Raw genomic sequence first — 23277 nt, forward strand, 5'->3', positions numbered from 1 at the left:
CCCGAAGCCGGCCGCGGGCTTGAAGAAGTGAGATCAGTATGGCTTTGATGATTACCGACGAGTGCATCAATTGAAAATTGGGGTCGGATTCTAATTTAACCGTGGCCCAAGGCTTTCCAGCTTTTCCAATTGTCCGAAATCATGTTTTTGCAACTCAACCGCAACTCAGAGGCAAAAGCATGGCGACATTCAGTCAGCGCAGCGGACGCTGGCAAGTCAAAATCAATCGCAAGGGATTTCCTACGCAGTACAAATCGTTTGCGACGAAGGCAGAAGGGCAAGTCTGGGCACGTTCCGTCGAAACGTCGATGGACGACGGAACGTGGGTCGATCCGGCAGGCACGACCGACATAACCTTCGGCAAACTGCTGGAGCGTTACAAGGAATCGATCACGCCGACCAAGCGTAGCAGGCGCAGCGAAGAATATCGGATCGGCAAAATGCTGCGCCACAAGATCGCCGAGTACTGCATGCGAAATTTGACCGCGAGCTTGGTGGCCGATTACCGCGATCAACGTCTCAAGGTTGCTACCAACTCGTGCGTCTGCCGCGAACTCGCAACGATCAGCGCGGTGATCACGCATGCGCAGCGTGAATGGGGGCTTTCAATAACCAATCCTGCGAAGCTCGTGAAAAAGCCGCGATTGCCGCCCGGTCGAAATCGCATATTGAAGCCAGCCGAGCTTGATCGCCTCTTGCATGAACTGCATGCGGAGCGCCACGAATTGCGGAGCAGGTGGTTGCTACCGCTCGCGAAGCTTGCGCTGGAGACAGCGATGCGGCAGGGCGAATTGCTGTCACTGGAATGGAGGCACGTCGATTTCGATCAGCGCACGGCCTATCTGCCGATGACGAAAAACGGCAAGGATCGGCATGTTCCGTTGAGCAGGGCCGCGATTGCGATTCTGGAGGAATTGGAGCGCATCGACGAGCGCGTTATTCCGATCAGCCAGAACGTCGTCTTGTGTGCGTGGCCGCGAGCATGCAAACGCGCTGGAATCGAAAACTTTCACTTTCACGATCTGCGGCACATGGCAACGACGAATCTCGCGAAAAAGCTGCCAAACGTGATCGAGCTTGCATCCGTGACCGGGCATTCCAACGTTCAGATGCTGAGTCGGTACTACCACACGTCGGCGAGCGAACTGGCGAAGAAGCTCGGATAAGCCGTGATAACTTGTGTATACCGTACACACGGGAAACCTCGAAAAACGGGGTTTTCCAATGACGAAGCCCTGTTCGATTGCGTACGAACAGGGCTTGTGTCTGCTTCAAACGTCGGTTTAACCGACATTCGCTGGATGTCGATCAGATCGGCTTGGCGTTGAGGTCGGCGAGCTGCTTCTTCGCCTTGTCGATGCGATGGGTCAAGTCGGCGCGCTTTGCTGCGACCGTCTGACGCTTGGCGGCCTGCGTCTGGGCTTTGATGCGCTGTTGCTCAAGGTCAGCGACTTCGTGTAGACCGGATTGGGTCAGGATTTCGTGGTATCTCATGGGCATCGTCTCCGTCGTTGGATGCCGATATTTATGCGCCCATAAATCGTGATCGACCTGGGTCGACATTCGGTTAATTCATTCGCCGATCAGCTTCTGGAGTTGCTGAGAACAGGTAACTAGGCAACATTTCCAATAAGCTGCGATACCGGTTGGCGGCGAACGGTGATTCCAAGTCGAGACAGATATTCTCGCCAATAGCTCATGATTTCATGAGTTAATTCATGCAGTAGCAGTACCGTATCGTCTGAAAGTTTGATGCTAATATCAGGTTTATCCACTTCAACGAATTCGAATTTTCCTTTGCCGTTCGAGTAGACGTCGACGAATTTGGACCTTCTCGGACGAACAGCCATGTTGGAAGGCGGTTTTCGGTTTGTGGTCTTCCGGTCACGAAGCACAAAATGCTTGGAGCAATTGGCAATGTCTTTCACGGCGACAAGCGCAGGAATTTTGCTCCATTCGTCATGAAATGGCTGCTGGTCCTTCCGTTTGATCTTGCCAAGGTACTCGAGAACATAGTCGCGCATGGCATGCGCAGTAACGCAAAAATTAAAAAAATGGTCTGCCTTATGAACGCGACTGTGTGAATGGAGTGCTCGATATGACTCACGTTCAAGTTTTCGATAAAGCGCGGTGGGTGAAGTTAAGGAAGGTGCGAGTGTCATTTTCTAACGCCCCGAACGTATTCAGGCTGATAATAGCCAAGTTGGCAGTGATCGTGTGAGGCATATGTATGCGCGCTCGAAGCGCATTGAATGCCCTTCGCCGCTATCCTCGGGCCGCTCCCGATGCTTCGATCTCCTGATTCAATAGCACTCGGCCGTAGTCCTTGACCTGCCAGTAGCGCGCTTCCTTCAGAGAAAAGCTGATTTTCTGATTCGCCCGGTCAATGATCCACGTACAGTCAGAATATACTTCGTCGCCGTCATTGACGACCAGACGGAGGTATAGATTCTCGCCGCGTCTCTCGGCAATGCGTTGCTGCTTGTGGCCGCCGGGCGGTTCCTGAGTTACACCCTGAAAGGGAAAGCCGATCTCGGTTCCATTCAACGTCAACATTGCGCCATCCTTGCTAATCGCTACCTTAACATCCGCGTGATAGGGTTCCTCACTGCCGCACTTGAGCGTCTCCATGAGACCGACAATACTGTCGGAGGCTTCTTGCACCTGCGCATCGGTCATGCCGTCGGTTAGGGCATACATCCATTGAGCCGAAGGATCGCGGGGGGAAATATTCTTTATGGGAAAGAGCGCTAGTGCCGCGCCAACATCCTTCAAGCGATCAAACACCTCGTCGATCTCTCCGTACCGGATTTTTTCGGTTCCGTCCAGATTGAACACGATGGACACATCACGCTTGGGCTTGAGGAAATTCAACAGCGACATGTCCTTCCTCCTGGCGACGCGGTTGCCGCCTCGCTGACGTTAGTCGTAGCAAAGTAAGGCGCGTACGTGCGCGAACGGGTGTTACAGAGATCAATATCGAAAAATATACCCGATTTACAGCTGATACAGGGATTTGCGCCCGGCCCACAAGCCTTGTTCCGTCCAAGAACGCATCTCAATCACGAACGGCCTCAGCGGCCAGCCTGATCGTCGGCGACCTGGCTCTCTCTGTCGATTGTCCGAAACTGGGCCGGTCTCTGCATGTCGGAAGTCACCCGAGTAAGAGCAGGGTACGTACTTACTGGGCCATGAGCAACATGCTGAGCGGACTGCTTGGGAGGCGCAGTCCGCAGTGCTTAGGTCACTTTTTGCCGACGAACCCCGAGCGCATCAGGCTGCTTGCGCCTTCGATTTGAGCATCGAGTTCACCGGCAGCAACTGCCGCCTTGAGCGTTTCGAGCGTTGGAATCAGATCGTCCAGCGTACCGACTTCGATAGCCTGCTTACCCTTCGCAAGTTCCAGCGTCTTAGCACCGTACTTGACGAACATGTGGACGCGGCCGTTCTCCGCGGTCCACCACCAAGCACGGACACGCTTCTGCACTTCAACGCTGCGACGTTCGCCGGTTTCTGCATTTTTCACAGAACGGAACTTCGTCGGTGTAAACGACGTTCCGGCCCGTTGAGCCTTCGCCAGTTCCGTTTGTTCCCAGATCTGTGCGATCAGCCGATTACGACGCTGTACGATCTGCGGCAGCGCACCGGGTCGTTTTGCGGCGACGATCTTCAGATTTGCGATTGCGCTCATGTACTTCTCCTATGTCGTTTCGATACAGAGGAGGATGTATTCGGCCACTGGCGAAATCAACAGAATTTCTGAGTTATATCGGCTGTTTTGTCCTGGCCGTAATAAATACGGCTATGAAAAATGATCAACAACGAATTCAGGAAGAGACCCGTAGCTGGATGCTCCAGATTGCGCCGAATTTCACCCATGCGGTAACGCTCACGATGAAGCAGTCACGTACAGTTATGACCGATAAAGGGCAGACGGTCCAGCGTCTGACGCAAATTGAGGCCAGCGCGAATTTTGCTCACTTCATGAAGCGTCTGAACGCGATGGTATATGGACATGCTGCGAAGCGATACGGGAAAACTGTTCATGTAGTGCCGGTTATCGAAGGCATTGCAACTGACAAGGGGCTTCACTACCACTGCATGATGGGTAACTTTTGTGAGGGTGCTGACGACGCGCTGATCACGGCTGCGATCCGCACTGCTTGGTTACAAACCGGATTTGGCAATGTCCAGATTGACGTGCAACCGATGTATGGCGATGGCTGGATCGATTACATCACCAAGGAAGTCGGAAAGGGTGACTCCGACAACGTGGACTACGACAACGTCCATCCACGTAAACAATAAAGCAGCTTATTTGCTCTGTTGCCTAGCTGTGTCGTTGGCCTAAGTGCCCTTCGCAGCTTTCATTGCGAAGAGTCTCTGCAGGCGAGGCTCTTTAATGATTTACTACGGTTATAGATTCCGATGAATAGCTCCTCTGATAGATCCCATGAAGAACGACCAGAAGAAATTACAGACACCTGCATGTGAGCAATACGGCGAACAAGGAGCGGATAGAGCATGCGATAGGAAATAACCAGATGCACATCACATCCGCTCCTCTCCTGCTTCCCTCCTTACTTCCGATCCCACTTCAACGGCGCTCCTTGCACGGAAATTTATCCGGTCAACCGACAATTTCAGCGGCAGCACACGCGTCACTTGTCGGTTTAACCGACATCTCATTTCTGCAACAGGTCGAAACAAAAGGTTTTTGCTAAAACCTTTTGTTATCGCGTAAGCGCTTGTTTTCTCTGACATCTACGTGGTGTCATTCCTTTGTTGATCCGTAAAACTAAAGAATACATCCTCTGGACATAGATTTTGTTTGTTCAGGGGCGAAATGAAGCAGGCCAAGACATTTACGGAAAAGGAACTCAAGCAGGTACTGACCTACGTCTCGTTGCGACGCCATGCGTTGCGTAACCGAGTGATGGTGCTCCTGACGCACTGGGCTGGCATGCGTGTAGGAGAAGTCGCCGCGTTGCTTGTGCGAGATGTGCTTGATACGGACGGTTCGATCAAGTCAGAAATTCGGCTTGCTCCCGAGCAGACCAAGGGCCGACATGCGCGCACGGTTTTCCTCGGGCAGAAATTGCGGCGCGAGTTGGCCGGGTATGTTTCGAGCTTGAAGAACCCGAAGCTCGACGGCCCGCTGTTTTATACGCAGAAGCGGGCCGGGTTCACGCCCAATACGCTCTGTCAGTATTTCCACTGGCTCTATAAGGAAGCGGGTATCCACGGCGCGAGCAGTCATTCAGGTCGACGTTCGTTCATCACGAATCTGGCGAACAAGGGCGTCGGCGTCCGCGTGTTGATGTCGCTCGCAGGGCATCGAGATATTTCAACTACGCAGCGATACATCGACGTCAACGACGACATGCAGCGCAAGGCCGTGGACCTCGTGTGATGAGGCGTGCGAATCCTGCTCAGTTAGAAGCGCGTCGCCGGTTTGCGCTAGCGTTCAGGCGCGAGAACAGACCTGACCTGACGAACGTACTCGGTAACGGCTGGTCGCTCGGACAGGACATGCGCCGGATGACCGATCAGCAATATTTCGCGAAAGCAGTCCAGCTATTCAATCGGCGCATTGGCATTGCCCGGTTTGCGTCGGCCGACAAAGCAGACCTGTTCAGGGTCACGAACGTATAGAAAACCTACGGAGAAAATCTCATGGCTAGTTGCGCAGGTCGTATTCTCAACCAAGCAGGACAGCACTCTGCGACCCTCTATCGGTGCACGAAATGCGGCGCTGTCGGATGCCGCGATCATCGCTGTACGAACCACAATTGGAGCAGCAACGACGGTTGCTTGCGTTGCGGAGGTCACGGCACTATGAAGCCTGTTCCGTAAGTTTCCGGAGCGGCGGATCGAATTGTCGGTTTAACCGACAATCCAGGGGGAAGTCAGGTACCCTTGGCGGCTCTGGCGAACGCCTCGGCGAGTTTATCGAAATGCTTTAGGGCGGCAGGAGTGAGTTCGATCTGTTTGCGCCGCGAGTCGTCGGTGTCGCCAAGTGTGAGCCACCCTTTTTCACGCATCGACTTGAGTCGGGCGTGCAGTGTTGCCGGCGAACCGAGATCACTCTGTGCCATCATGTCGCGTACGGAGAGGCGCTCGTTTTTTTGCGTCATGCGAGCAACGAACTCGAGGATCTTTTCTTCGAGTGGGTCAAGCGCCGGTAGCGACGGAAGTCCGCGTAAGGCTTCGGTAAGTTGCAGAAAGCGTAAGTAGATATCAGCTGGGCGTGTCATATCGAGTCCGACGCTCCGTTGACCAGAACGCTCACACCGCCGTACGGAAAACGAAGATCGACGCGTCGGCGGTGTACATCGGAACGGGGAATTGTACTTCAATGAGCAACTGGCGCTTACGGTTGGCATCGGTCATCGGCACTGCCTTGGTTTTCGTTGTTTCGCTCTGGGTGAATCAAGAGGTGTTCACGCATTCGGAGTTCGTGCGTGGCGTGAACTGGATCTACTTGCCGTCGGGCGTCAGGCTTCTTGCGACATTGCTGCTCGGTAGCGATGGCGCTATCGGCCTGCTTGTAGCAAGCTGGCTGGTGGACTTCCTGTACTTCTTTCCTAACGATCCGATCCGCTCGATAGCTGGTGGCATAATTGCGACGGTTGCTCCCTATGCAACATATCGGCTTGCAAGAGAGCATTACGGCCTGCATGCCTCGCTGACCAATCTCACGCCGAAGCGATTGCTTATCCTAGCCCTTGCCTTTTCCGTTGCGAACCCGCTGTTGACTAACATTTGGTTGGCGTTGCGCGGGCAAACGACGAACATTGGCGAACGATTCTTTGCCATGTTCGTCGGTGATCTGTCTGGCACTCTAATCATCCTGTACACCATCAAGATACTGCTGTCGGTACTTCCAGGCGCGGCCGAGCGTCGCAACATGACGCGGAAAGACCGTGCCGATGGGGACAAACGGATCGTATCAGGATGAGCTTTGATTGATATGTTTGCCTTCCATTGCGGACAGCGCTTCCAGGAAGATTGCCTGTAAAGCGGGCAGCGTTTTGTCGAAGGCATCAGACAAGCCCTGCTGTCGGCTTAACTTTTCCAGCTTTGTCCGGTAGAGCCGGGCAGCCTCGCATCGCTCATCGATGGGAACGAGGAAGTATTCCCCACTCTGGCTTTTCGTGGATTCGATGTCCTTGGCGAGTCCTTGTTCCTGCAGATCGAAAGCGCCGCCGATCGCCTGACCTCGGCTGCATCCTAGCAGCAGATGCAGCTTGTCGAGTGAGATAGCACCTGTCGCCAGCGCGATGTCGAGGGCACTTGCTGCGAACACCGATGTATTGAGGGTTTTCGCAAGGGCGGTTGCGAAGCGTCCTTGGTACAAGGACATGAAATTGTGAAAGTGGGTGATCGCGTACATATCTTGCCGTGGGTAGTCGCGCATGGCGTGGGCCGGATTAGGGTTGTTGCGATATGAAATTTATAACGATATAAAAATTATAGCACCAGAAGAGCAAGTACAAGAGCTCGCCCAAACAAATACACTGGCTTAGTCTGTCGATGGTGTTATCGTCTGCGTCGCCTTGCTTCCATCGCAGTCAGGGCTTCCATGAAGCTTGCCTGCAAAACAGGCAGCGTTTGTTCCAGAACACCATATGGGCCCATGTCACGGCAGAGTCGTTCCAGCTTGGCGCGGTACAGTCGGGCAGCTTCGCAGCGCGCATCTATGGGCGCGAGGAAGTATTCGGCGTTCCGGCGCTTCATGGCGGCCAATCCACGTTCGTGCAGATCAAACGCGGCACCGACCGCCTGCCCGCGACTGCAACCGAGCAGCAGATGCAGCTTACCTAGCGAGATTTCGCCGGTGGACAGTGCGATGTCGAGCGCCTTCGCCGCGAACACCGACGTGCCGAGCGATTTTGCAAGGGCGCTAGCGTACCGCCCTTGATACAGTGACATGAAGTTGTGGAATCGTGTGATCGCGAACATTTAACCCCAAGCTACGTTCTTTTATATCGAAACGGCATCAAGCCCGATGCCGGGATAAAAAGAGGGTAGCGAGGGGTTATTGGGTCATCAAGAAATATCTTGGCAAAATGTCTGGTCAACAGACATTTTATATCACCGTATTACAAATAGTCGTTGGCAGACGGTTTTTCGTCGTCGAGTCGCATATCGAATCTCGAGATCACAAAGGAGCCGTCAGTGGCCTGAGAAACAAGAATCGGCATCGACTCTCCTGCCGACGGAATGCCCCATTTCCCGATGACTTTAGAAAGTTCGTCTTTTTCCATTGACTTAATATAAACGACCAGTTTGGCGGCACGCATCTGCTTCCATGCGGCTAAGAAGTTCTCGCTAATCTTTCGCGTGTCAGGCTTCGTTTCTTCTTTCTTAGGTTGGTTTTTTCTGCGTTCTGCTGAAATTTTCTGGCGAATCTTGTCAAGCCCACCCTCACTCAATACCCATGCTGCAAAGGTCGGTTCCGACTGACCAGCGTTATTGGCGCGCTGAAGAATGAGTGCGTCCGAAGAGGCTTGTCGTCGTTCTTCCCCGCGATAAATTCGAGAAATCAAATGGTACTCCGTCGTGTTTTTGCGCTTCTTCTTGAATTCTTTGGTCGTTGCTTTTTTGTATAGAGCCGCATACATACTGTCATGCAGCAGAGTGTCATCAATCTTAAAATATTTCTGACGAAGGCCAAGACATTTTGCCAGTGCTTCAATTGCAGCCTGCTGGATCTTTCCGTGATAGGTGTCCCTATTTTTTCGAACTGACTCGCCATACTTCTTAAGCGCATCGAGCTCGCTTTCAAGGAGAGGGATCAGAATTTTCTCATCGAGCGGCAGTGGTTTGTCGCTGTCAACATGATCATCTTTTGCTTGTGATACGGAGTCTTCTGATTTTTTAGATTTCTGCAATGCATATTGAAGATTCGACTTTTCAATCGCATGCTCTTTTATATCGATGGTGTTTTCGGAGATGGTGCTTGTGATGGCTTCGGCGGCGTTAATACCTTGCATGTTTCACTCCTTGTAAAGTTAAGTTAATCGTCGTTCTGTGAATCGACGAAACGAACTTTATTTCGGAGCGAGACTTGAAAATAGCGGTCCTGCCCGCGGGAGCACACCGTCAGCTTGCAGAAGTTCCCTGTTTGCGCGCAAACGTCATGCCGCCAAGCCATCCGGTAATCGTTTTCTCCGCCTGCATTTCGGACATGTTCGCGCCAGTCTTGCGCGACTCTGCGATGATCCGGTCCTTGATCGAGAGCGCTGCATTCCGCTTGCTCTTGTAGTTGCCAGCCTCAGCCAACTCGCGTGCCAGTTTGCGAAGCGGTTCGTATTGTGTCGTATCGCGCACGGAAGCACTTGACCGGTTTTGTGCCGAAATGACGCTCGCCAAGGCGGGCTCCAGCATGAAGATACCCTCAGCGAAACCCAACTGGTAGTGTGCATTGCCGATATGGGACCATCCTTCGCTGTCCCGGCCATCTCTGTGAGCGTTTTCTGCTTCCTGAGCATAGGCGCAAGCTCGACTGATTGCTCGCATGTAAATGATGAACGAATGCTTGGTGTGGTTCTTGAGCGCCTGAACTTCGATCTGCGCTGGGTTTTCGCTAGATGACAGGGCTATTGGCATGAGGACTTCGTCTCGAAAGTCCTCCGCTGACTTCTCGGGCTGAATGATGATGTAAAGCCGAAACGCCGCTTTGACGATCGCGTCGTATGCTGCTTCGATCGATTCAAAGATAGGGAAGGGTTCGCCGAATTTTCGGGTGAGTGCGATGTCAGTCATGGGGCGCGGGCGAAGTTTGAGAAGGTCGAGCGTAGTGTGGCTAAATCGGTTTAACGGCGTTCTGGCGCTTCGCTTGAGCTTGAGGCTGCGCTTGTGTCGAACAGGCCAGCTAAACGCTTGGCGGCTCGTTAAGCCAAACCGTAAGGGAGTTGTCGGTTACACCGACAATTCAGGTTACTGCTGAGTCATGTCGGGTCGATCACGTCGATTTCCGGGCCCATCGAAATCGCGCCGTTCGGGCACTCGGGCTCGCAAACGTCGCAATTGTGCGGAAAACGTCTTGTTGCTCATGGCCTGGCGTGCTATCTCGACTTTGCGCGCTGCAAAATCTGCAACACCTATGCAACTCAGCCGCAACTCAAAAACATGGATTTCGGGGAATTTTGCACGACCGTGCGGAAGGCTGAAAAGCTATAATGTATTGTTTTTTCTAGGAAAGTTGGTGGCAGCATGGCTTTGATGATTACCGACGAGTGCATCAATTGCGACGTGTGCGAGCCCGAGTGCCCGAACGGCGCGATTTCGATGGGCCCGGACATTTACGTGATCGATCCCGGCAAGTGCACCGAATGCGTCGGCCATTTCGACGAACCGCAGTGCCAGCAGGTGTGTCCGGTCGAATGCATTCCGCGCGATCCGCAGCATGAGGAATCGCACGCGCAGTTGATGGAGAAGTATCACGCGTTGATCGCCGCGAAGGGCGACGGCGCGCAGTGATGTCGCGGTGACGCGGGCGCGTCACCGTTTCTTCGGCCGGCGCAGCCGCGCGCCGGCGTCCTTCCGGTGTTCAGCCGATCATTTCACGCAAGGCCGCGACGAGCGCGTCGCATTCGGCATCGGTGCCGACCGTGATGCGCAGATGCTGGTCGATGCGCGGCGCGCGGAAATGCCGCACGAAAATCTCCCGATCCTTCAGCGTGGCCGCGAGCGTGCCCGCATCGTGCGCCGGATGGCGCGCGAACACGAAGTTCGCGGCCGACGGCACGACGTCGAAACCGAGCGCCCCGAGCGCGTGCGTGAGCCGCGTCCGGCTGTCGATCACGCGACGGCAGGTCGCGGCGAAATAGTCGGTGTCCTCGTATGCGGCCTGCGCGGCGACCTGCGCGAGCCGGTCGAGCGGATACGAGTTGAAGCTGTCCTTCACGCGGTTCAGCGCATCGATCAGATCGACATGGCCGAACGCGAAGCCGACGCGCATGCCCGCCAGCGAGCGCGCCTTCGACGTCGTGTGCACGACCAGCAGGTTCGGATGACGATCGATCAGCGTGATCGCCGATTGCGCGCCGAAATCGACATAGGCCTCGTCGATCAGCACGACCGACGACGGGTTCGCCGCCGCGATTCGTTCGATGTCCGCGAGCGGCAGCGCGCGCCCGGTCGGCGCGTTCGGGTTCGGAAACAGCACGCCGCCGGCGTCGTCGAGATAGTCGTCGACGCGGATCGAGAAATCGTCCGCGAGCGGCACGATGGCCGTCTGCACGCCGTACAGCCGCGCGTAGGTCGGGTAGAAGCTGTACGAGATGTCCGGGAAGCGCAGCGGCCGGTCGTGCTTGAGCAGCGCGTGGAACGCGTGCGCGAGCACTTCGTCCGAGCCGTTGCCGACGAAAACCTGTTCGGGCTTGATGCGGTGATGGGCCGCGACCGTCTCGCGCAGCGCACGCGCGAGCGGATCGGGATAGCGGCGCAGCGTGTCGCCGGTGTCGCCGAGTTCGCGGGCGATCGCCGCGACGACGCGCGGAGACGGCGGATAGGGATTCTCGTTGGTGTTCAGCTTGACGGGGTGTGCGAGTGCGGGCTGTTCGCCCGGCACGTAAGGCACGAGTTGCTGAACGACGTCGCTCCAGTAACGGCTCACCGCTTGGCTCCTGACAGGCAAAACAGCCAGAGTACCGCATGTGAGCGCTGCGGTGCGCAATTGCGCCGACGGCGCACGGACGCGCGGCGCGTCAGCCGGGCCGCGCGTGGTGCGGCGCCGGTGCTGCGGCCGGTCAGTTGCGATGCAGCTGCATCGTCGCGCGCTCGAGCTCGCCCTTGACGATCATCGGCATCACGGCGAGCGCGCGCTCGATCGATGCGTCGATCACGTCCTGCTCCTCGCGTCGCGGCGGCTTCAGCACGAAGTTCGCGACGTCGGGCTTCGCGCCGGCACGTGCGCCTTCCGGGATCAGATCGCGCGGATGGCCGATGCCGATACGCAGCCGCCAGTACTGCTGCGACGACAGGTGCGCGGAGATGTCCTTCAGCCCGTTGTGGCCGCCGCTGCCGCCGCCGAGCTTCAGCTTCACGGTGCCGGGCGGCAGATCGAGCTCGTCGTGCGCGACGAGGATCTGATCTGGCAGGATCTTGAAGAAACTCGCGACCGCGACGACCGACTGGCCGGAACGGTTCATGTAGGTTTGCGGCTCGAGCAGATGCACTTCCTCGCCGTGCAGGCGCGCTTTCGCATAAAAGCCGTGAAAGCGGCGCTCGTCGCGCAGCGTCGTGCCGGCCTCGCGGGCGAGCTGGTCGATCAGCCAGAAGCCGGCGTTGTGGCGCGTCGCGGTGTATTCCGCCCCGGGATTGCCGAGGCCGACGATCAGTTTGATCATGACGTTTCGTAGGCGGCAGCGCCCGCCTGGGCGCAAAAAAGAAAAACCCGCCGGGCGAGCCGCGGCGGGTTGCGTCGACCGTTTCGTGAAACGGATCGAATGGCGCGTGGGCAGCCGTTAGGCAGCCGGCGTTTCGCCTTCTGCTGCGTCCGACACGGCACCAGCCGGGACCGTCGCCGAGGCGACAACCGGGTTTTCCGCGTCGATGTGCGCGACCAGCGCGACGCCGTTCGGCAGTGCGATGTCCTTCGCGTGCAGCGACTGACCTGCTTCGATCTTCGACAGATCGACTTCGAGGAATTCCGGCAGAGCCGACGGCAGGCACTCGACTTCGATTTCCGTCGTGACGTGCGAGACGATTGCGCTCGACAGCTTCACTGCCGGGCTGACTTCGGCGTTCAGGAAGTGGAGCGGCACCTTCGTGTGCAGCTTCTTCTTCGCATCGACGCGCTGGAAGTCAACGTGCAGCACCAGTTGCTTGAACGGGTGGTATTGCACGTCGCGCAGCAGAACCTGTTGCGACTGGCCAGCGATTTCCAGGTCGAGGATCGACGCGTGGAAAGCTTCCTTCTTCAGTGCGTGCCACAGCGCGTTGTGATCCAGTTCGATCTTTTGCGGGGCAGCTTCGCCACCGTAGACGATGCCCGTGGTCTTACCGGCGTTGCGCAGGCGGCGGCTCGCACCCGTACCTTGCTGTTGGCGCTCGAAAGCGACGACTTTCATGTGATTCTCCATTTGCTGCCCGCGACCAGGCAGTAAAACGGGGCCGGCGAAATGGCGGCCCCCGATAAAGCGGACGGGGTTTCGTCTATCCCGTCCGATTGTGCAAAAAGCGAAGCGTCACCGCTTCGCTTTCTGCGCATTCGTTACGTGTCGTTCCGCGATCAGGATTCCGCGAACAGCGACATCACCGAGTCGCCGCGGCGAATCCGCGAGAACGTTTCGGCCAGCAGGCTCGCGCTCGTCAGCGAGCGAATCTTCGAGCAGGCCAGCGATTCTGCCGACAGCGGGATCGTATCGGTGACGACCAGCTCGTCGAGTGCCGATGCGGCGATGCGCTCGGCGGCGCCGCCCGACAGCACCGGGTGCGTCGCATAGGCGAACACCTGCTTCGCGCCGCGATCCTTCAGCACTTGCGCGGCCTTGCAGAGCGTGCCGGCCGTATCGACCATGTCGTCCATGATCACGCAGGTGCGGCCTTCGACTTCACCGATGATGTTCATCACTTCGGCGACGTTCGCCTTCGGACGACGCTTGTCGATGATCGCGAGATCGCAGTTCAGCTGCTTCGCGAGCGCGCGGGCGCGCACCACGCCGCCGACGTCCGGCGACACGACGAGCAGATCCGAGTAGTTCTGCTTGCGCAGATCGCCCAGCAGGATCGGCGTTGCGTAGATATTGTCGACCGGAATGTCGAAGAAGCCCTGAATCTGGTCGGCGTGCAGATCCATCGTGATGATCCGCTCGACGCCGGCGATTTCCAGCATGTTCGCGACGATCTTCGCCGAGATCGCGACGCGCGCGGAACGCGGGCGGCGATCCTGGCGGGCGTAGCCGAAGTAGGGGATGGCAGCGGTGATCCGGCCGGCGGACGCACGCTTGAGCGCGTCGACCATGATCATCAGTTCCATCAGATTGTCGTTGGCCGGCGCGCACGTGGATTGCAGGACGAAGACGTCCTTGCCGCGCACGTTTTCCTGGATCTCGACCTGGATCTCGCCGTCGGAGAACCGGCTGACCATTGCTTTGCCGAGGGGAATACCAAGGATATTGACGACTTCCTGGGCGAGCGCGGGGTTCGCGTTGCCAGTAAAGACCATCAAGCCATCATGGCTGTGGCTGCTCATCGTGCACCTGCTTCAGGCTTAGGCGGGAAATGCGGGAAAATTTTTGGCAGGGGAGGAAGGACTCGAACCCTCGCATGCCGGAATCAAAATCCGGTGCCTTGACCAACTTGGCGACTCCCCTACACTTAACTGATAACTTCGCCGGACTCGTAGGCCATCCGACAAAGCGAACCTTCATGACGCGAAAGCGAAGAGCGGATGCTCGTTCAGGCTCTCGGCAACTGCACCATTCCAACCGGTGGGCAGATTGGCTTTCACCGCTTCTGCCTCGTGCCTGCTTCGAAACACCGCAAACACGCTTGCTCCGGAGCCGGTCATCCTTGAAGGGGTCACATTATACAACCATTTGACCACCTGTGCAACTTCCGCGTACTTACTTGTCACAACTTGCTGCATATCGTTCCGGCCGAAACTGTCTGGCCATCCCGCATCGCTGTTACGCCGTGCAAGAAAGTCAGCAATTGTGACTGGCTTTGTGTCCCTTGTCAACAGCTCGTCTGAAAAAATCTCAGCGGTGGGGACATGAACTCGCGGCGTCACAACCAGGAACCAGCGAGTCGGCAATTGTACCTCAGCTAATTCTTCTCCGATACCCTCTGCGAACGCATTTTTTCCGAAAACGAAGAACGGCACGTCCGCGCCGAGTTTCACCGCGAGCGACTGCAGCTCCGCACGCGAAAGGTCGAGTTGCCACAGACGGTTCAGCGCGAGCAGCGTCGTCGCCGCATCCGAGCTGCCGCCGCCAAGGCCCGCGCCCATCGGCAGGCACTTGTCGATCTCGATGTCGACGCCCGCGACGGTGCCGGTGTGTGCTTTCAGCAGGTTCGCCGCGCGCACGACGAGATCGCTTTCCTCTGGCACGCCCGGCACGTCGGTCGCGCGTGCGACGCGGCCGTCGTCGCGCAGCGTGAAGTGCAGCGTGTCGCCCCAGTTCAGCAACTGGAACACGCTCTGCAGATCGTGATAGCCATTCGGCCGGCGGCCGGTGATGTGCAGGAACAGGTTGAGTTTCGCGGGCGCAAGGCAGTTGCGCAGCGAGCGGGTCGAATCGGTCATGCGTATGTCGGGGCTAGGTTCACGTGCTCACTGGTCGAGCACGAGCTTGATGTCGAGTGGCGGCGTCGCGCGCACGAGGTTCACGCGTTTGACGCCCGTGGCCGGCGCGTCCGCGTAGGCGAGGTAGTCGATCGTCCAGCCGTCCTGGCGGATCTGCGTGACGCGCGCGGCGTCGGCCGGATCGCGCTGCGTCTGTGCGGGCGTCGTCGGTGCGGGCGTGGGCAACAGCCAGTAGCGCAGGCCGGCGAGCGGCAACGCGAAGCCGAGCGTGTTCTGCATCAGCTCGCCGACGTCGGTCGCATATTGCGGCTGACGGTTCGGCAGCTCGAGCGACGCGGCCTGCGGTGTCGATTTGACGACGGCGAGCGTCTGGCCGAGCGGGCTGCGCAGTTCCAGCGACACGTCGTCGCCGTGCTCCTGCCAGTCGAAGTTGCCGTACACGTTCTGTTGCCGGCCGAGGCGGTCGTTGTACTGCACCGCGAAGCGGCCGTGATACGCGTGCGTCGCGGCCGTCTGCAGCACGGCGTCCGACGGCGCGTTCGCCGCCGGCGGCGTGCTCGCGCAGCCGGCGAGCGCGAGCGCCGCGCCGGCCGCAGCCAGCGCGCGCTGCGCGCGGAAAGACGGGAAAAGCATCGGGAACATCCGCATCAAAGGCCGTTGACCTGCAGGCGCTTCAGCGTCTGCACGAGCGTCTCGTTGTCGGGCTCGAGCTGCTGCGCGGCACGCCACGCGTTGCGTGCGTCTTCCTGCGCGCCGCTCTTCCACAGCACTTCGCCCAGGTGCGCGCCGATCTCGGCGTTCGGCTGCAGCTCGTACGCGCGCCGCAGCACCTTGGTCGCGCCGGCCGTGTCGCCCATCCGGTACTTCACCCAGCCGAGGCTGTCCATGATGTACGCATCGTTCGGCGCGAGCGACAGCGCCTTGTCGATCAGCTTGTTCGCCTCGGGCAGCCGCTGGTTGCGATCGGCCAGCGAATAGCCGAGCGCGTTGTATGCCTGCGGATTGTCGGGCTGCGTGCGGATCAGCTCGCGCAGCTGCTTTTCCATCGTCGCGTAGTGGCCGGTCTTTTCGGCCGCCATCGCGTAGTCGTAGCGCAGGTCGGGATCGTCCGGGAAGTCCTGGACCGCCTGGCCGAGCCGTGCCTCGGCTTCCGTGTAGCGCTTCGCGGTGAACAGGATCGACGCGTCGGTGCGCGCGACCACGGCCGCATCGCGCGGATCGCTGATCGGCAGATCGTCGAGCACCTTGCGCGCCTCGTCGGTCTTGCCCTGTTTCTGCAGCAGCTGGGCGCGCGTGATCTGCGCGGGCAAGTAGTGCTGGCTCGTCTGGTCGACCTTGTCGAGCCACTGCGACGCCTGCGCGTCGTTGCCTTGCTCGATCGCGATCTGCGCGAGGTAGATGTAGCCCTGGCCGACGTCGAGGTTCGGCTGCTTCATGCCGAGCTGCACGTACTGTTTCAGGTACGCGCTCGCATCGTCGAGCTTCTTCTGCTGGATCTTGATCAGCGCGAGCGCCATCAGCGGCGTCGGATCCTTCGAATCGAGCTTGCGCATCGACTCGAACTGCTTTTGCGCGTCGTCGAGGCGATCGTCGGCGAGATACAGCTGCGACAGCGCGAGCCGCGCATCGCGCGACTTCGGATTCTGCTGAACGTATTTCTCGAACGAAGCGATGCCGGCCGCGCGCTCCGCGGGCCCCATCTGCGACAGCATCAGCGCGGCCGGCAGGTAGTCGGGGCGGATCTGCAGCGCCTGCTTCAGCGATTGCGCGGCGCCTTCCTTGTCGTCGACCGCGAGCTGCTGCCGCGCGATCGCGAGCTGCGCCTCCGGCCGGTTCATGTCGTTCTTCAGCATGTCCTTCAGCACCGCGAGGCCGCCGACGCGGTCGGCGCCGCGCACCAGCAGCGCCTGCAGCGCGAGGATCGCCTGACCGCGCGTCTCGCCGGTCGCGCGCGCCAGCTCGCGGGCGAGCATCGGCTGCGCGTCGGCGGGCTTGCCGGCGAGCACCAGCAGCGCCGCGTCGACTTGCGACGCGCGATTCGAATCCGGCGCGTACTGGAGCCACAGATTGGCCGCCGACAGCGCGTCGGCCGGGCTTTGCGCGCCCAGCGCGATCTCGGTCGCACGCTGCGCCATGCGCGGATCGCGCGTGTCGCGGGCGAGCGCGAGGTAGGTCTGGTAGGCCGGCGCCGGCTGGTTGCGCTGGAGCGCGACCTCGGCGGCCAGCACCTGGTAGACGATCTGGCTCGTCAGCGGAACGGCCGGGAGATTCTTCTTCTCGTCCGGCATCACGTGCTCGAACGCGCCCTGCGACTGCGCGTCGTCCGATGCCGGAGCCTGCGCGTGAGCCGGGAGGGCGGTGAGGGTCCATGCGGCGAACAGCGCGGCGCCGAGCGCACGGCGGACCGGGAAGGCGCGCGCGCCGCGCGCGGCGGCGGGGCGCTTCAGAAGCAGCTTCGAGGGCAGGGTCATGGAAATCCGTTCGATGTTTCAACCGATTGTAACGCGCTCGCTACAATACACGCACGATCGTGAATCCCGTCTCAGACCCGCAAAACATGCCAGAGTTGCCAGAAGTCGAAGTCACGCGCCGGGGCATCGCGCCCTTTGTCGCGGGCCGCCGCGTCGAGCGTGTCGACGTCCGCACCGCGATGCTGCGTTGGCCGGTGCCGGCGGACCTCGCCGAGCAATTGCGCGCGCGCGAGGTGCTCGCCGTCGAGCGTCGCGGCAAGTATCTGCTGTTCGAAGTCGACGCCGGCTGGTTCATCGTCCATCTCGGGATGACCGGCACGCTGCGCGTGCTGCCGGTGGCCGGCGTGCCGGTCGCGGCCAAACACGACCACATCGACTGGATCTTCGACGAATTCGTGCTGCGCTTTCGCGATCCGCGCCGCTTCGGCGCCGTGCTGTGGCACCCGCGCGAAGCCGGCGACGTGCATGCGCATCCGCTGCTCGCGAGCCTCGGCGTCGAGCCGTTCTCGCCCGCCTTCACCGGCGCGCTGCTGCATGCGCGCACGCGCGGGCGCACGGTGTCGGTCAAGCAGGCGCTGCTCGCGGGCGACATGGTCGTCGGCGTGGGCAACATCTATGCGTCGGAGAGCCTGTTTCGCGCCGGCATCCGGCCGACGACCGCGGCCGGCAAGGTGTCGCTGCCGCGCTATGAGCGGCTCGCCGACGCGGTGCGCGCGACGCTCGCCGACGCGATCGAACGCGGCGGCAGCACGCTGCGCGATTTCGTCGGCAGCAACGGCGAAAGCGGCTATTTCCAGCTCGACTGCTTCGCGTACGACCGCGCCGGGCTGCCTTGCCGCGTATGCGGCACGCCGATCCGCCAGATCGTGCAGGGGCAGCGCTCGACCTATTTCTGTCCGACCTGCCAGCGTTGAGCTGCGCGTCGTAACCTCTTTCCGAAACTTCGAACACTTGAAGCCGCCCCGCATCGCTCCCGCTCCGTTCCCCGTCACGCCGCTGCACCGCACCTTCGCCACGCGCCTCGTCGCCTGGCAGCGCGTGCACGGCCGCCATGACCTGCCGTGGCAGAACACCCGCGATCCGTACCGGATCTGGCTGTCGGAAATCATGCTGCAACAGACGCAGGTGTCGACGGTCGTTCCGTATTACACGCGCTTTCTCGAGCGCTTTCCCGACGTCGCCGCGCTCGCGGCCGCGCCGTCCGACGACGTGATGGCGCTGTGGGCCGGCCTCGGCTACTACTCGCGCGCGCGCAATCTGCATCGCTGCGCGCAGGTCGTCGTCGCCGAGCACGGCGGCGTATTCCCGTCGACGCCGGACGGGCTTGCCGAGCTGCCGGGCATCGGCCGCTCGACGGCCGCCGCGATCGCGTCGTTCGCGTACGGCGCGCGCGCGACGATCCTCGACGGCAACGTGAAGCGCGTGCTCGCGCGGGTGTTCGGCGTCGAAGGCTTTCCGGGCGACAAGCGCGTCGAGAACGACATGTGGGCGCTCGCCGAATCGTTGCTGCCGGATGCCGCGAATGCGGCCGATGTGAGCGCGTACACGCAAGGGCTGATGGATCTCGGCGCGACGCTGTGCGTGCGCGGCAAGCCGGATTGCGCGCGCTGTCCGTTCGCGGGCGACTGCGTCGCGCAGTCGACGGGGCGCCAGCGCGAACTTCCGGCAGCCCGGCCGAAGAAGGCGGTGCCGACGCGCAAGACCTGGATGCTGGTGTTGCGCGACGGCGATGCGGTGCTGCTCGAGCGGCGTCCGCCGGCCGGCATCTGGGGCGGGCTGTGGTGCCTGCCGCAGGCCGACGGCGATGCGGCGCTCGCGGCGCTGGCGCAGGGCTTCGGCGGCGGCGGCCCAGTGCCGCTCGCGCCATTCACGCACACCTTCACGCATTTCCGGCTGGAGATCGAACCGCGCCTGAGCGACATGACGCACGGCGGTCAGGCGCAAGCGGCGGCACTCGATGCCGACACCGCGTGGGTGCCGCTCGCCGGCCTCGATGCGTACGGCGTGCCGGCGCCGGTGCGCAAGCTGCTCGATGCGTTGAGCGGGCCGCTGTTGTGACGAAACGGTGACGAGGCGGCGCGTGCGTTCAGTACGCCGCGACGCCGCTCCGCGCGCTCGCGCCGCGGCTTCGATCCGCCACGTGAAGCCGATAGAAAACCGACGCGCGTCCTGCGCTCAAAGCCATCCGTGCCGATCGAGCACGTGATGCACGGCGTCGATCCGGGCGCCGACGTCCGGAAACTCCATCAATTTCTGCCGCGCGCGCAGGTCGAGCGGCAGCAGCTCGGCGAGACGGTTGGACACCCAGCTCGGGTCGTCGAGGCGGAACGGCTCGCAAAACGGCAGCTTGTTGTCGGGCTCGGACTTCTTCAGCGCGTCGATGATCCGTTCGAGCACCTCCGCGCACGAGCCGAACTGCGCGAGCGCCTGTTCGCCTTCGAGCGGGATGTCGTCGGGGAGCGCCTGCGCGATGCCGACCAGCAGCCCGTTGCCTTCGACGCGATACGACAGCAGCTCGAAGCGCTGCGTGCCGATCGCCTGCATGTAGAGCATGCCGAACTCGCCGGTGTCGCATTCGGTGATGCGCGCCATGCAGCCGATGGTCTCGGGCACCGACACGGCGCCGTCCTGCGCCACTTCGGGGCCGCTCTTGAGCAGGCACACGCCGAACGGCGCGTCGTCGCGCAGGCACGCGCGGCACATGTCCAGATAGCGCGCCTCGAACACCTTCAGCGGCAGCCAGCCGCCGGGGAACAGCACCGTGTGCAGCGGAAACAGCGGCAGGTCGATCAGGGTCGTCGATAAGGTGGACATGGCGCGCTGGCGAGAGAGGCGGTGTCGCTAAGGTCGGTGGACGTCGGCGACGAGCCGCGACGACGCGTCGACATCCACCGGCGCGTCACGATGCCGCACGATCACGTTCGCATCGTGCGCGAGGCGCGCGGCGAGCGTTTCCGCGATGAACACCGAGCGATGCTGGCCGCCGGTACAGCCGATGGCGACGGTCAGATAGCTGCGGTTGTCCTCGCGAAAGTGCGGCAACCATTTCATCAGGAACGCATGGATGTCGTCGATCATCTGATGGACGATCGGCAGTGCGTCGAGAAACGCGATGACCGGCTGGTCGAGCCCGGTGAGCGGGCGCAGCTCGTGGTCGTAGTACGGATTCGGCAGCGCGCGCACGTCGAACATCAGGTCGGCGTCGAGCGGCACGCCGCGCTTGAAGCCGAACGATTCGAACATCACCATCAGGTCGTTGTTCTTCTGCTCGATGAAGCGCTTGACCCAGGTGCGCAGCACGTTCGCGCGCAGCGTGCTGGTGTCGATCTGGTGGCCGAATTCGGCGAGCGGCGCGACCAGCTCGCGCTCGCGCTCGATCGCTTCCTCGAGCGACGACAGCAGCCCGACGTTCGCGTCGTGGGACGGCGAGCCGGACAGCGGATGGCGCCGGCGCGTTTCGGAAAAGCGCTGGATCAACGACTGCGTGCTCGCGTTGAGGAACAGCACGCGCACGTCGTGCTCGAGCGACAGCGCGCGGATCAGGCCGGGCATTTCGTCGAGCGACGCGCTCGAACGCGCATCGATCGCGACCGCGAGCCGGTGCTGGCCATCCTCGGCGAGGTAGCGGGCGAGTTCGGGCAGCACGTGCGGCGGCAGGTTGTCGACGCAGTAGTAGCCTGCGTCCTCCAGCGCGTTCAGCGCGACGGACTTGCCTGAGCCGGAGATGCCGGTGATGAGGACGATGCGCATGGGAAGCAGAGAATCCTGACGTTTCATCATAGCACCGGCTCGACGCGTCGGCGCTGCGTGGCCGGCGCGCGAACGCTATACGAGCTTGCCGGGGAACTGACTGTCGGGATCCTGCATCGCGAGCCGTTGCCGATCCATGAAATCGCGCAACGTGTCGATGCCGCGCAACTGCAGGATCGTGTTGCGCACGGCCGCCTCGACGAGCACCGCGAGGTTGCGGCCGGCCGCCACCTGGATCGTGACCTTGCTGATCGGCAGGCCGAGCACGTCGACCGTCTGGCTTTCGAGCGGCAAGCGCTGGAATTCGCCGTCCGGCCGGCGCACCAGCTGGACGATCAGCTTCAGCTTCATTTTCCGGCGCACGGCGGTTTCGCCGAAGATCGTCTTGATGTCGAGCAGCCCGAGGCCGCGCACTTCGAGCAGGTTCTGCAGCAGCGGCGGGCAGCGGCCTTCGACGAAATCGGGACCGAGGCGGACGAAATCGACGGCGTCGTCGGCCACCAGGCCGTGACCGCGGCTGATCAACTCGAGGCCGAGCTCGCTCTTGCCGAGCCCCGAATCGCCGGTGAGCAGCACGCCCATCCCGAGGATGTCGAGGAACACGCCATGCAGCGTCGCGCGCGGCGCGAGGATGCGCGACATGTAGAGCCGCAGGCTGTCGATGACCGCGGCCGCGGACATCGGCGTCGTGAACAGCGGCGTGGACGAGCGCGTGCAGCGCAGCACCAGCTCGGGCGGGGCGGCCGCGCCGCCGGCCACCACCAGGAACGGCGGCTCGAGCGCGATCAGCTCGGCCATGTGGCGCGAACGGTCTTCGTCGGTCTGCCGCTGGTAGTAGTCGATTTCAGCTTCGCCGAGCACCTGGATCCGGTTCGGGTGGATCAGGTTCAAGTGGCCGACGAGGTCGGCGCTCGACGTCGCGTTGCCGACCGTGTCGGCCGAGAAACCGCGCTCCCAGCCTTCATGCCCCGTCAGCCAGCTGAGCTTCAGCGTGGCCGCGTTGTCGTCGAAGATGCTCTGGGCGTTGATGCTGGACGTATCCATGACTCTCGTCACTCCAATGAGCCGGTGCATGCGCACGGCGACGGGCGTCGCCATGCCGGACCGGCGCCGGGCGGCCCTGGACGGCGGCGCGTGCCGCCGGGTTCTGGGGAATGTTCCGCCCGGATCAACTCAAGGTTGCCACTGAGTGAGCAGGCGATGCAACTCGGCGATATCCGTTTCGTTGTGCAGACGCTCGCGCGCGTCTCGATCGGACAGCAGCTGCGCGATCTCCGACAGGATCTCGAGGTGCTGCTGCGTGGCTTGCTCGGGCACGAGCAGGAAGATCAGGAGCCCGACGGGCTGGCCGTCGGGCGCCTCGAACGGGATCGCCTCGGCAAGCCGGACGAAGGCGGCGAGCGGATGCTTGAGACCCTTGATGCGCCCGTGTGGAATCGCGACGCCTTCGCCGAGCCCGGTCGAGCCGAGGCGCTCGCGCGCGAACAGGTTGTCCGTGACGGTGCTGCGGGCGATGCCGTTCTGATTCTCGAAGATCAGCCCCGCTTGCTCGAAGACGCGTTTCTTGCTGGTGACGGAGAGGTCGATGACGACGTTCTCAATGGGCAGGATTTTGGCTAGGCGATTCATGTTGGCAGGCGAGTGGGCGGCCTGGGGTCTCCTTGCTGCGGCAGACTGATTTTCCATGTTCGGCGATATCAAGGCGTTCGGCTTCGGCAGCCTGCAACGCAGCTACCGCGCGCCACGCCCCCCGGCGATAACCGGCACATTATAGAGCACAGCCGCGTGCATGGC

Annotated in this window: 27 protein-coding genes, 1 tRNA gene and 1 pseudogene; 7 read left to right on the forward strand and 22 right to left on the reverse strand. The window is 60.8% G+C overall.

The annotated features are described in order from the left end of the window. The first annotated feature begins 179 nt into the window (after positions 1–179). The gene (locus EX20_RS02000) at positions 180–1166 is read left to right on the forward strand and encodes a tyrosine-type recombinase/integrase (protein ID WP_034192553.1); all 987 of its coding nucleotides are present in this window, start codon (positions 180–182) and stop codon (positions 1164–1166) included. Between the two features lie 142 nt (positions 1167–1308). Here the strand turns inward: EX20_RS02000 and EX20_RS02005 are convergent, their stop codons facing one another. The 4 genes from EX20_RS02005 to EX20_RS02015 form a co-directional block, all read right to left on the reverse strand. Next, positions 1309–1494 carry a hypothetical protein gene (locus EX20_RS02005; protein WP_034192579.1) on the reverse strand — a complete coding sequence of 62 codons (186 nt, stop codon included), beginning with the start codon at positions 1492–1494 and terminating at the stop codon, positions 1309–1311. A 119-nt stretch (positions 1495–1613) separates the two neighbouring features. Next, positions 1614–2162: a hypothetical protein gene (locus tag EX20_RS31670; RefSeq protein ID WP_131929066.1), complete on the reverse strand. Its 549-nt coding sequence runs from the start codon at positions 2160–2162 to the stop codon at positions 1614–1616. A gap of 103 nt (positions 2163–2265) precedes the next feature. After that, the gene (locus EX20_RS02010; RefSeq protein ID WP_034192554.1) at positions 2266–2883 is read right to left on the reverse strand and encodes a hypothetical protein; all 618 of its coding nucleotides are present in this window, start codon (positions 2881–2883) and stop codon (positions 2266–2268) included. A gap of 361 nt (positions 2884–3244) precedes the next feature. Continuing rightward, positions 3245–3691, reverse strand: coding sequence for a DUF6641 family protein (locus EX20_RS02015; protein WP_034192555.1), 447 nt, complete (start codon positions 3689–3691; stop codon positions 3245–3247). A gap of 113 nt (positions 3692–3804) precedes the next feature. On the opposite strand from EX20_RS02015, the gene EX20_RS02020 reads away from it, so the two are divergent. Together EX20_RS02020 and EX20_RS02025 are read left to right on the forward strand one after the other, a co-directional pair. Further along, positions 3805–4308, forward strand: coding sequence for a hypothetical protein (locus EX20_RS02020; protein ID WP_034192556.1), 504 nt, complete (start codon positions 3805–3807; stop codon positions 4306–4308). A 538-nt stretch (positions 4309–4846) separates the two neighbouring features. Beyond that, entirely contained in the window at positions 4847–5413 is a 567-nt protein-coding gene (locus tag EX20_RS02025) for a tyrosine-type recombinase/integrase (protein ID WP_034192557.1), read from the forward strand. Positions 5414–5909: 496 nt separating this feature from the next. On the opposite strand, the gene EX20_RS02030 is transcribed toward EX20_RS02025, so the two are convergent. Further along, a complete protein-coding gene (locus EX20_RS02030) occupies positions 5910–6257 on the reverse strand; it encodes a winged helix-turn-helix domain-containing protein (RefSeq protein ID WP_012214169.1) in 348 nt (115 codons plus the stop codon). Positions 6258–6358: 101 nt separating this feature from the next. Here EX20_RS02030 and EX20_RS02035 point away from each other — a divergent pair, with 101 nt between their 5' ends. Beyond that, positions 6359–6961, forward strand: a complete 603-nt coding sequence (locus tag EX20_RS02035) for an MASE1 domain-containing protein (protein WP_034192558.1) — start codon at positions 6359–6361, stop codon at positions 6959–6961. Here the strand turns inward: EX20_RS02035 and EX20_RS02040 are convergent. The 5 genes and pseudogenes from EX20_RS02040 to EX20_RS30110 form a co-directional block, all read right to left on the reverse strand. Further along, a complete protein-coding gene (locus EX20_RS02040) occupies positions 6953–7420 on the reverse strand; it encodes a hypothetical protein (protein ID WP_227747590.1) in 468 nt (155 codons plus the stop codon). The genes EX20_RS02035 and EX20_RS02040 overlap by 9 nt on opposite strands. A 122-nt stretch (positions 7421–7542) precedes the next feature. Then, complete coding sequence (locus EX20_RS02045; protein ID WP_230681370.1) at positions 7543–7935, reverse strand: hypothetical protein; 393 nt, start codon at positions 7933–7935, stop codon at positions 7543–7545. Between the two features lie 170 nt (positions 7936–8105). Next, positions 8106–8999 (reverse strand): hypothetical protein, encoded by an 894-nt coding sequence (locus EX20_RS31675; RefSeq protein WP_131929065.1) that lies wholly within the window; start codon positions 8997–8999, stop codon positions 8106–8108. A 109-nt stretch (positions 9000–9108) separates the two neighbouring features. Beyond that, a complete protein-coding gene (locus EX20_RS02055; RefSeq protein ID WP_034192561.1) occupies positions 9109–9771 on the reverse strand; it encodes a hypothetical protein in 663 nt (220 codons plus the stop codon). A 191-nt stretch (positions 9772–9962) separates the two neighbouring features. Then, positions 9963–10037: pseudogene (locus EX20_RS30110) on the reverse strand (ferredoxin); the annotation flags it as partial. Positions 10038–10221: 184 nt separating this feature from the next. On the opposite strand from EX20_RS30110, the gene EX20_RS02060 reads away from it, so the two are divergent. After that, positions 10222–10488, forward strand: coding sequence for a YfhL family 4Fe-4S dicluster ferredoxin (locus tag EX20_RS02060; protein ID WP_011886070.1), 267 nt, complete (start codon positions 10222–10224; stop codon positions 10486–10488). 70 nt (positions 10489–10558) lie between these two features. Here the strand turns inward: EX20_RS02060 and hisC are convergent, their stop codons facing one another. The 8 genes from hisC to EX20_RS02100 form a co-directional block, all read right to left on the reverse strand. Beyond that, complete coding sequence (gene hisC / locus EX20_RS02065; RefSeq protein WP_034192562.1) at positions 10559–11626, reverse strand: histidinol-phosphate transaminase; 1068 nt, start codon at positions 11624–11626, stop codon at positions 10559–10561. A gap of 133 nt (positions 11627–11759) precedes the next feature. Further along, positions 11760–12359: an aminoacyl-tRNA hydrolase gene (gene pth, locus EX20_RS02070; protein WP_034192563.1), complete on the reverse strand. Its 600-nt coding sequence runs from the start codon at positions 12357–12359 to the stop codon at positions 11760–11762. Between the two features lie 117 nt (positions 12360–12476). Further along, a complete protein-coding gene (locus tag EX20_RS02075) occupies positions 12477–13082 on the reverse strand; it encodes a 50S ribosomal protein L25/general stress protein Ctc (RefSeq protein ID WP_034192564.1) in 606 nt (201 codons plus the stop codon). Between the two features lie 161 nt (positions 13083–13243). Continuing rightward, on the reverse strand, positions 13244–14206 hold the full coding sequence (locus tag EX20_RS02080) for a ribose-phosphate pyrophosphokinase (RefSeq protein ID WP_011886066.1): 963 nt from the start codon (positions 14204–14206) through the stop codon (positions 13244–13246). 44 nt (positions 14207–14250) lie between these two features. Continuing rightward, positions 14251–14327 (reverse strand) — tRNA-Gln (locus tag EX20_RS02085). A gap of 53 nt (positions 14328–14380) precedes the next feature. Further along, positions 14381–15262: a 4-(cytidine 5'-diphospho)-2-C-methyl-D-erythritol kinase gene (gene ispE / locus EX20_RS02090; RefSeq protein WP_011886065.1), complete on the reverse strand. Its 882-nt coding sequence runs from the start codon at positions 15260–15262 to the stop codon at positions 14381–14383. A 27-nt stretch (positions 15263–15289) separates the two neighbouring features. Further along, positions 15290–15910, reverse strand: coding sequence for a lipoprotein insertase outer membrane protein LolB (lolB, locus tag EX20_RS02095; RefSeq protein WP_011886064.1), 621 nt, complete (start codon positions 15908–15910; stop codon positions 15290–15292). Next, on the reverse strand, positions 15910–17733 hold the full coding sequence (locus tag EX20_RS02100; RefSeq protein WP_034192565.1) for a tetratricopeptide repeat protein: 1824 nt from the start codon (positions 17731–17733) through the stop codon (positions 15910–15912). The genes lolB and EX20_RS02100 overlap by 1 nt, the downstream gene beginning before the upstream one ends. Before the next feature lie 86 nt (positions 17734–17819). Between EX20_RS02100 and mutM the strand changes: the two genes are divergently transcribed. Further along, positions 17820–18647: a bifunctional DNA-formamidopyrimidine glycosylase/DNA-(apurinic or apyrimidinic site) lyase gene (mutM, locus tag EX20_RS02105; protein ID WP_011886062.1), complete on the forward strand. Its 828-nt coding sequence runs from the start codon at positions 17820–17822 to the stop codon at positions 18645–18647. Between the two features lie 37 nt (positions 18648–18684). Next, entirely contained in the window at positions 18685–19791 is a 1107-nt protein-coding gene (mutY, locus tag EX20_RS02110) for an A/G-specific adenine glycosylase (protein ID WP_011886061.1), read from the forward strand. Between the two features lie 117 nt (positions 19792–19908). Here mutY and EX20_RS02115 read toward each other — a convergent pair whose 3' ends face one another. The 4 genes from EX20_RS02115 to EX20_RS02130 all read right to left on the reverse strand — a co-directional run bounded on the left by EX20_RS02115 (position 19909) and on the right by EX20_RS02130 (position 23169). After that, positions 19909–20547: an LON peptidase substrate-binding domain-containing protein gene (locus EX20_RS02115; protein ID WP_011886060.1), complete on the reverse strand. Its 639-nt coding sequence runs from the start codon at positions 20545–20547 to the stop codon at positions 19909–19911. Between the two features lie 27 nt (positions 20548–20574). Then, positions 20575–21483 carry an RNase adapter RapZ gene (gene rapZ / locus EX20_RS02120; RefSeq protein WP_034192566.1) on the reverse strand — a complete coding sequence of 303 codons (909 nt, stop codon included), beginning with the start codon at positions 21481–21483 and terminating at the stop codon, positions 20575–20577. Positions 21484–21558: 75 nt separating this feature from the next. Beyond that, entirely contained in the window at positions 21559–22527 is a 969-nt protein-coding gene (hprK, locus tag EX20_RS02125) for an HPr(Ser) kinase/phosphatase (RefSeq protein WP_006483133.1), read from the reverse strand. Between the two features lie 129 nt (positions 22528–22656). After that, a complete protein-coding gene (locus EX20_RS02130) occupies positions 22657–23169 on the reverse strand; it encodes a PTS sugar transporter subunit IIA (protein ID WP_011886058.1) in 513 nt (170 codons plus the stop codon). Positions 23170–23277 lie beyond the last annotated feature (108 nt).

Source organism: Burkholderia sp. WP42, from assembly GCF_000745665.1.
Lineage (GTDB): Bacteria > Pseudomonadota > Gammaproteobacteria > Burkholderiales > Burkholderiaceae > Burkholderia > Burkholderia vietnamiensis.

Excerpts from the sequence above, each read along its gene's own strand:
- EX20_RS02100 (WP_034192565.1), bottom strand. The coding sequence starts at position 17,733 with ATGACCCTGCCCTCGAAGCTGCTTCTGAAGCGCCCCGCCGCCGCGCGC.
- EX20_RS02080 (WP_011886066.1), bottom strand. The coding sequence starts at position 14,206 with ATGAGCAGCCACAGCCATGATGGCTTGATGGTCTTTACTGGCAACGCG.
- pth (WP_034192563.1), bottom strand. The coding sequence starts at position 12,359 with ATGATCAAACTGATCGTCGGCCTCGGCAATCCCGGGGCGGAATACACC.
- EX20_RS02035 (WP_034192558.1), top strand. The coding sequence starts at position 6,359 with ATGAGCAACTGGCGCTTACGGTTGGCATCGGTCATCGGCACTGCCTTG.
- EX20_RS02025 (WP_034192557.1), top strand. The coding sequence starts at position 4,847 with ATGAAGCAGGCCAAGACATTTACGGAAAAGGAACTCAAGCAGGTACTG.
- ispE (WP_011886065.1), bottom strand. The coding sequence starts at position 15,262 with ATGACCGATTCGACCCGCTCGCTGCGCAACTGCCTTGCGCCCGCGAAA.
- rapZ (WP_034192566.1), bottom strand. The coding sequence starts at position 21,483 with ATGCGCATCGTCCTCATCACCGGCATCTCCGGCTCAGGCAAGTCCGTC.
- lolB (WP_011886064.1), bottom strand. The coding sequence starts at position 15,910 with ATGCGGATGTTCCCGATGCTTTTCCCGTCTTTCCGCGCGCAGCGCGCG.
- EX20_RS31675 (WP_131929065.1), bottom strand. The coding sequence starts at position 8,999 with ATGCAAGGTATTAACGCCGCCGAAGCCATCACAAGCACCATCTCCGAA.
- EX20_RS02045 (WP_230681370.1), bottom strand. The coding sequence starts at position 7,935 with ATGTCACTGTATCAAGGGCGGTACGCTAGCGCCCTTGCAAAATCGCTC.
- EX20_RS02040 (WP_227747590.1), bottom strand. The coding sequence starts at position 7,420 with ATGCGCGACTACCCACGGCAAGATATGTACGCGATCACCCACTTTCAC.
- EX20_RS02060 (WP_011886070.1), top strand. The coding sequence starts at position 10,222 with ATGGCTTTGATGATTACCGACGAGTGCATCAATTGCGACGTGTGCGAG.
- EX20_RS02030 (WP_012214169.1), bottom strand. The coding sequence starts at position 6,257 with ATGACACGCCCAGCTGATATCTACTTACGCTTTCTGCAACTTACCGAA.
- hprK (WP_006483133.1), bottom strand. The coding sequence starts at position 22,527 with ATGGATACGTCCAGCATCAACGCCCAGAGCATCTTCGACGACAACGCG.
- EX20_RS02005 (WP_034192579.1), bottom strand. The coding sequence starts at position 1,494 with ATGAGATACCACGAAATCCTGACCCAATCCGGTCTACACGAAGTCGCT.
- EX20_RS02115 (WP_011886060.1), bottom strand. The coding sequence starts at position 20,547 with ATGTCCACCTTATCGACGACCCTGATCGACCTGCCGCTGTTTCCGCTG.
- EX20_RS02010 (WP_034192554.1), bottom strand. The coding sequence starts at position 2,883 with ATGTCGCTGTTGAATTTCCTCAAGCCCAAGCGTGATGTGTCCATCGTG.
- EX20_RS02075 (WP_034192564.1), bottom strand. The coding sequence starts at position 13,082 with ATGAAAGTCGTCGCTTTCGAGCGCCAACAGCAAGGTACGGGTGCGAGC.
- EX20_RS02130 (WP_011886058.1), bottom strand. The coding sequence starts at position 23,169 with ATGGAAAATCAGTCTGCCGCAGCAAGGAGACCCCAGGCCGCCCACTCG.
- EX20_RS02015 (WP_034192555.1), bottom strand. The coding sequence starts at position 3,691 with ATGAGCGCAATCGCAAATCTGAAGATCGTCGCCGCAAAACGACCCGGT.
- EX20_RS02000 (WP_034192553.1), top strand. The coding sequence starts at position 180 with ATGGCGACATTCAGTCAGCGCAGCGGACGCTGGCAAGTCAAAATCAAT.
- mutM (WP_011886062.1), top strand. The coding sequence starts at position 17,820 with ATGCCAGAGTTGCCAGAAGTCGAAGTCACGCGCCGGGGCATCGCGCCC.
- EX20_RS02020 (WP_034192556.1), top strand. The coding sequence starts at position 3,805 with ATGAAAAATGATCAACAACGAATTCAGGAAGAGACCCGTAGCTGGATG.
- EX20_RS02055 (WP_034192561.1), bottom strand. The coding sequence starts at position 9,771 with ATGACTGACATCGCACTCACCCGAAAATTCGGCGAACCCTTCCCTATC.
- EX20_RS31670 (WP_131929066.1), bottom strand. The coding sequence starts at position 2,162 with ATGACACTCGCACCTTCCTTAACTTCACCCACCGCGCTTTATCGAAAA.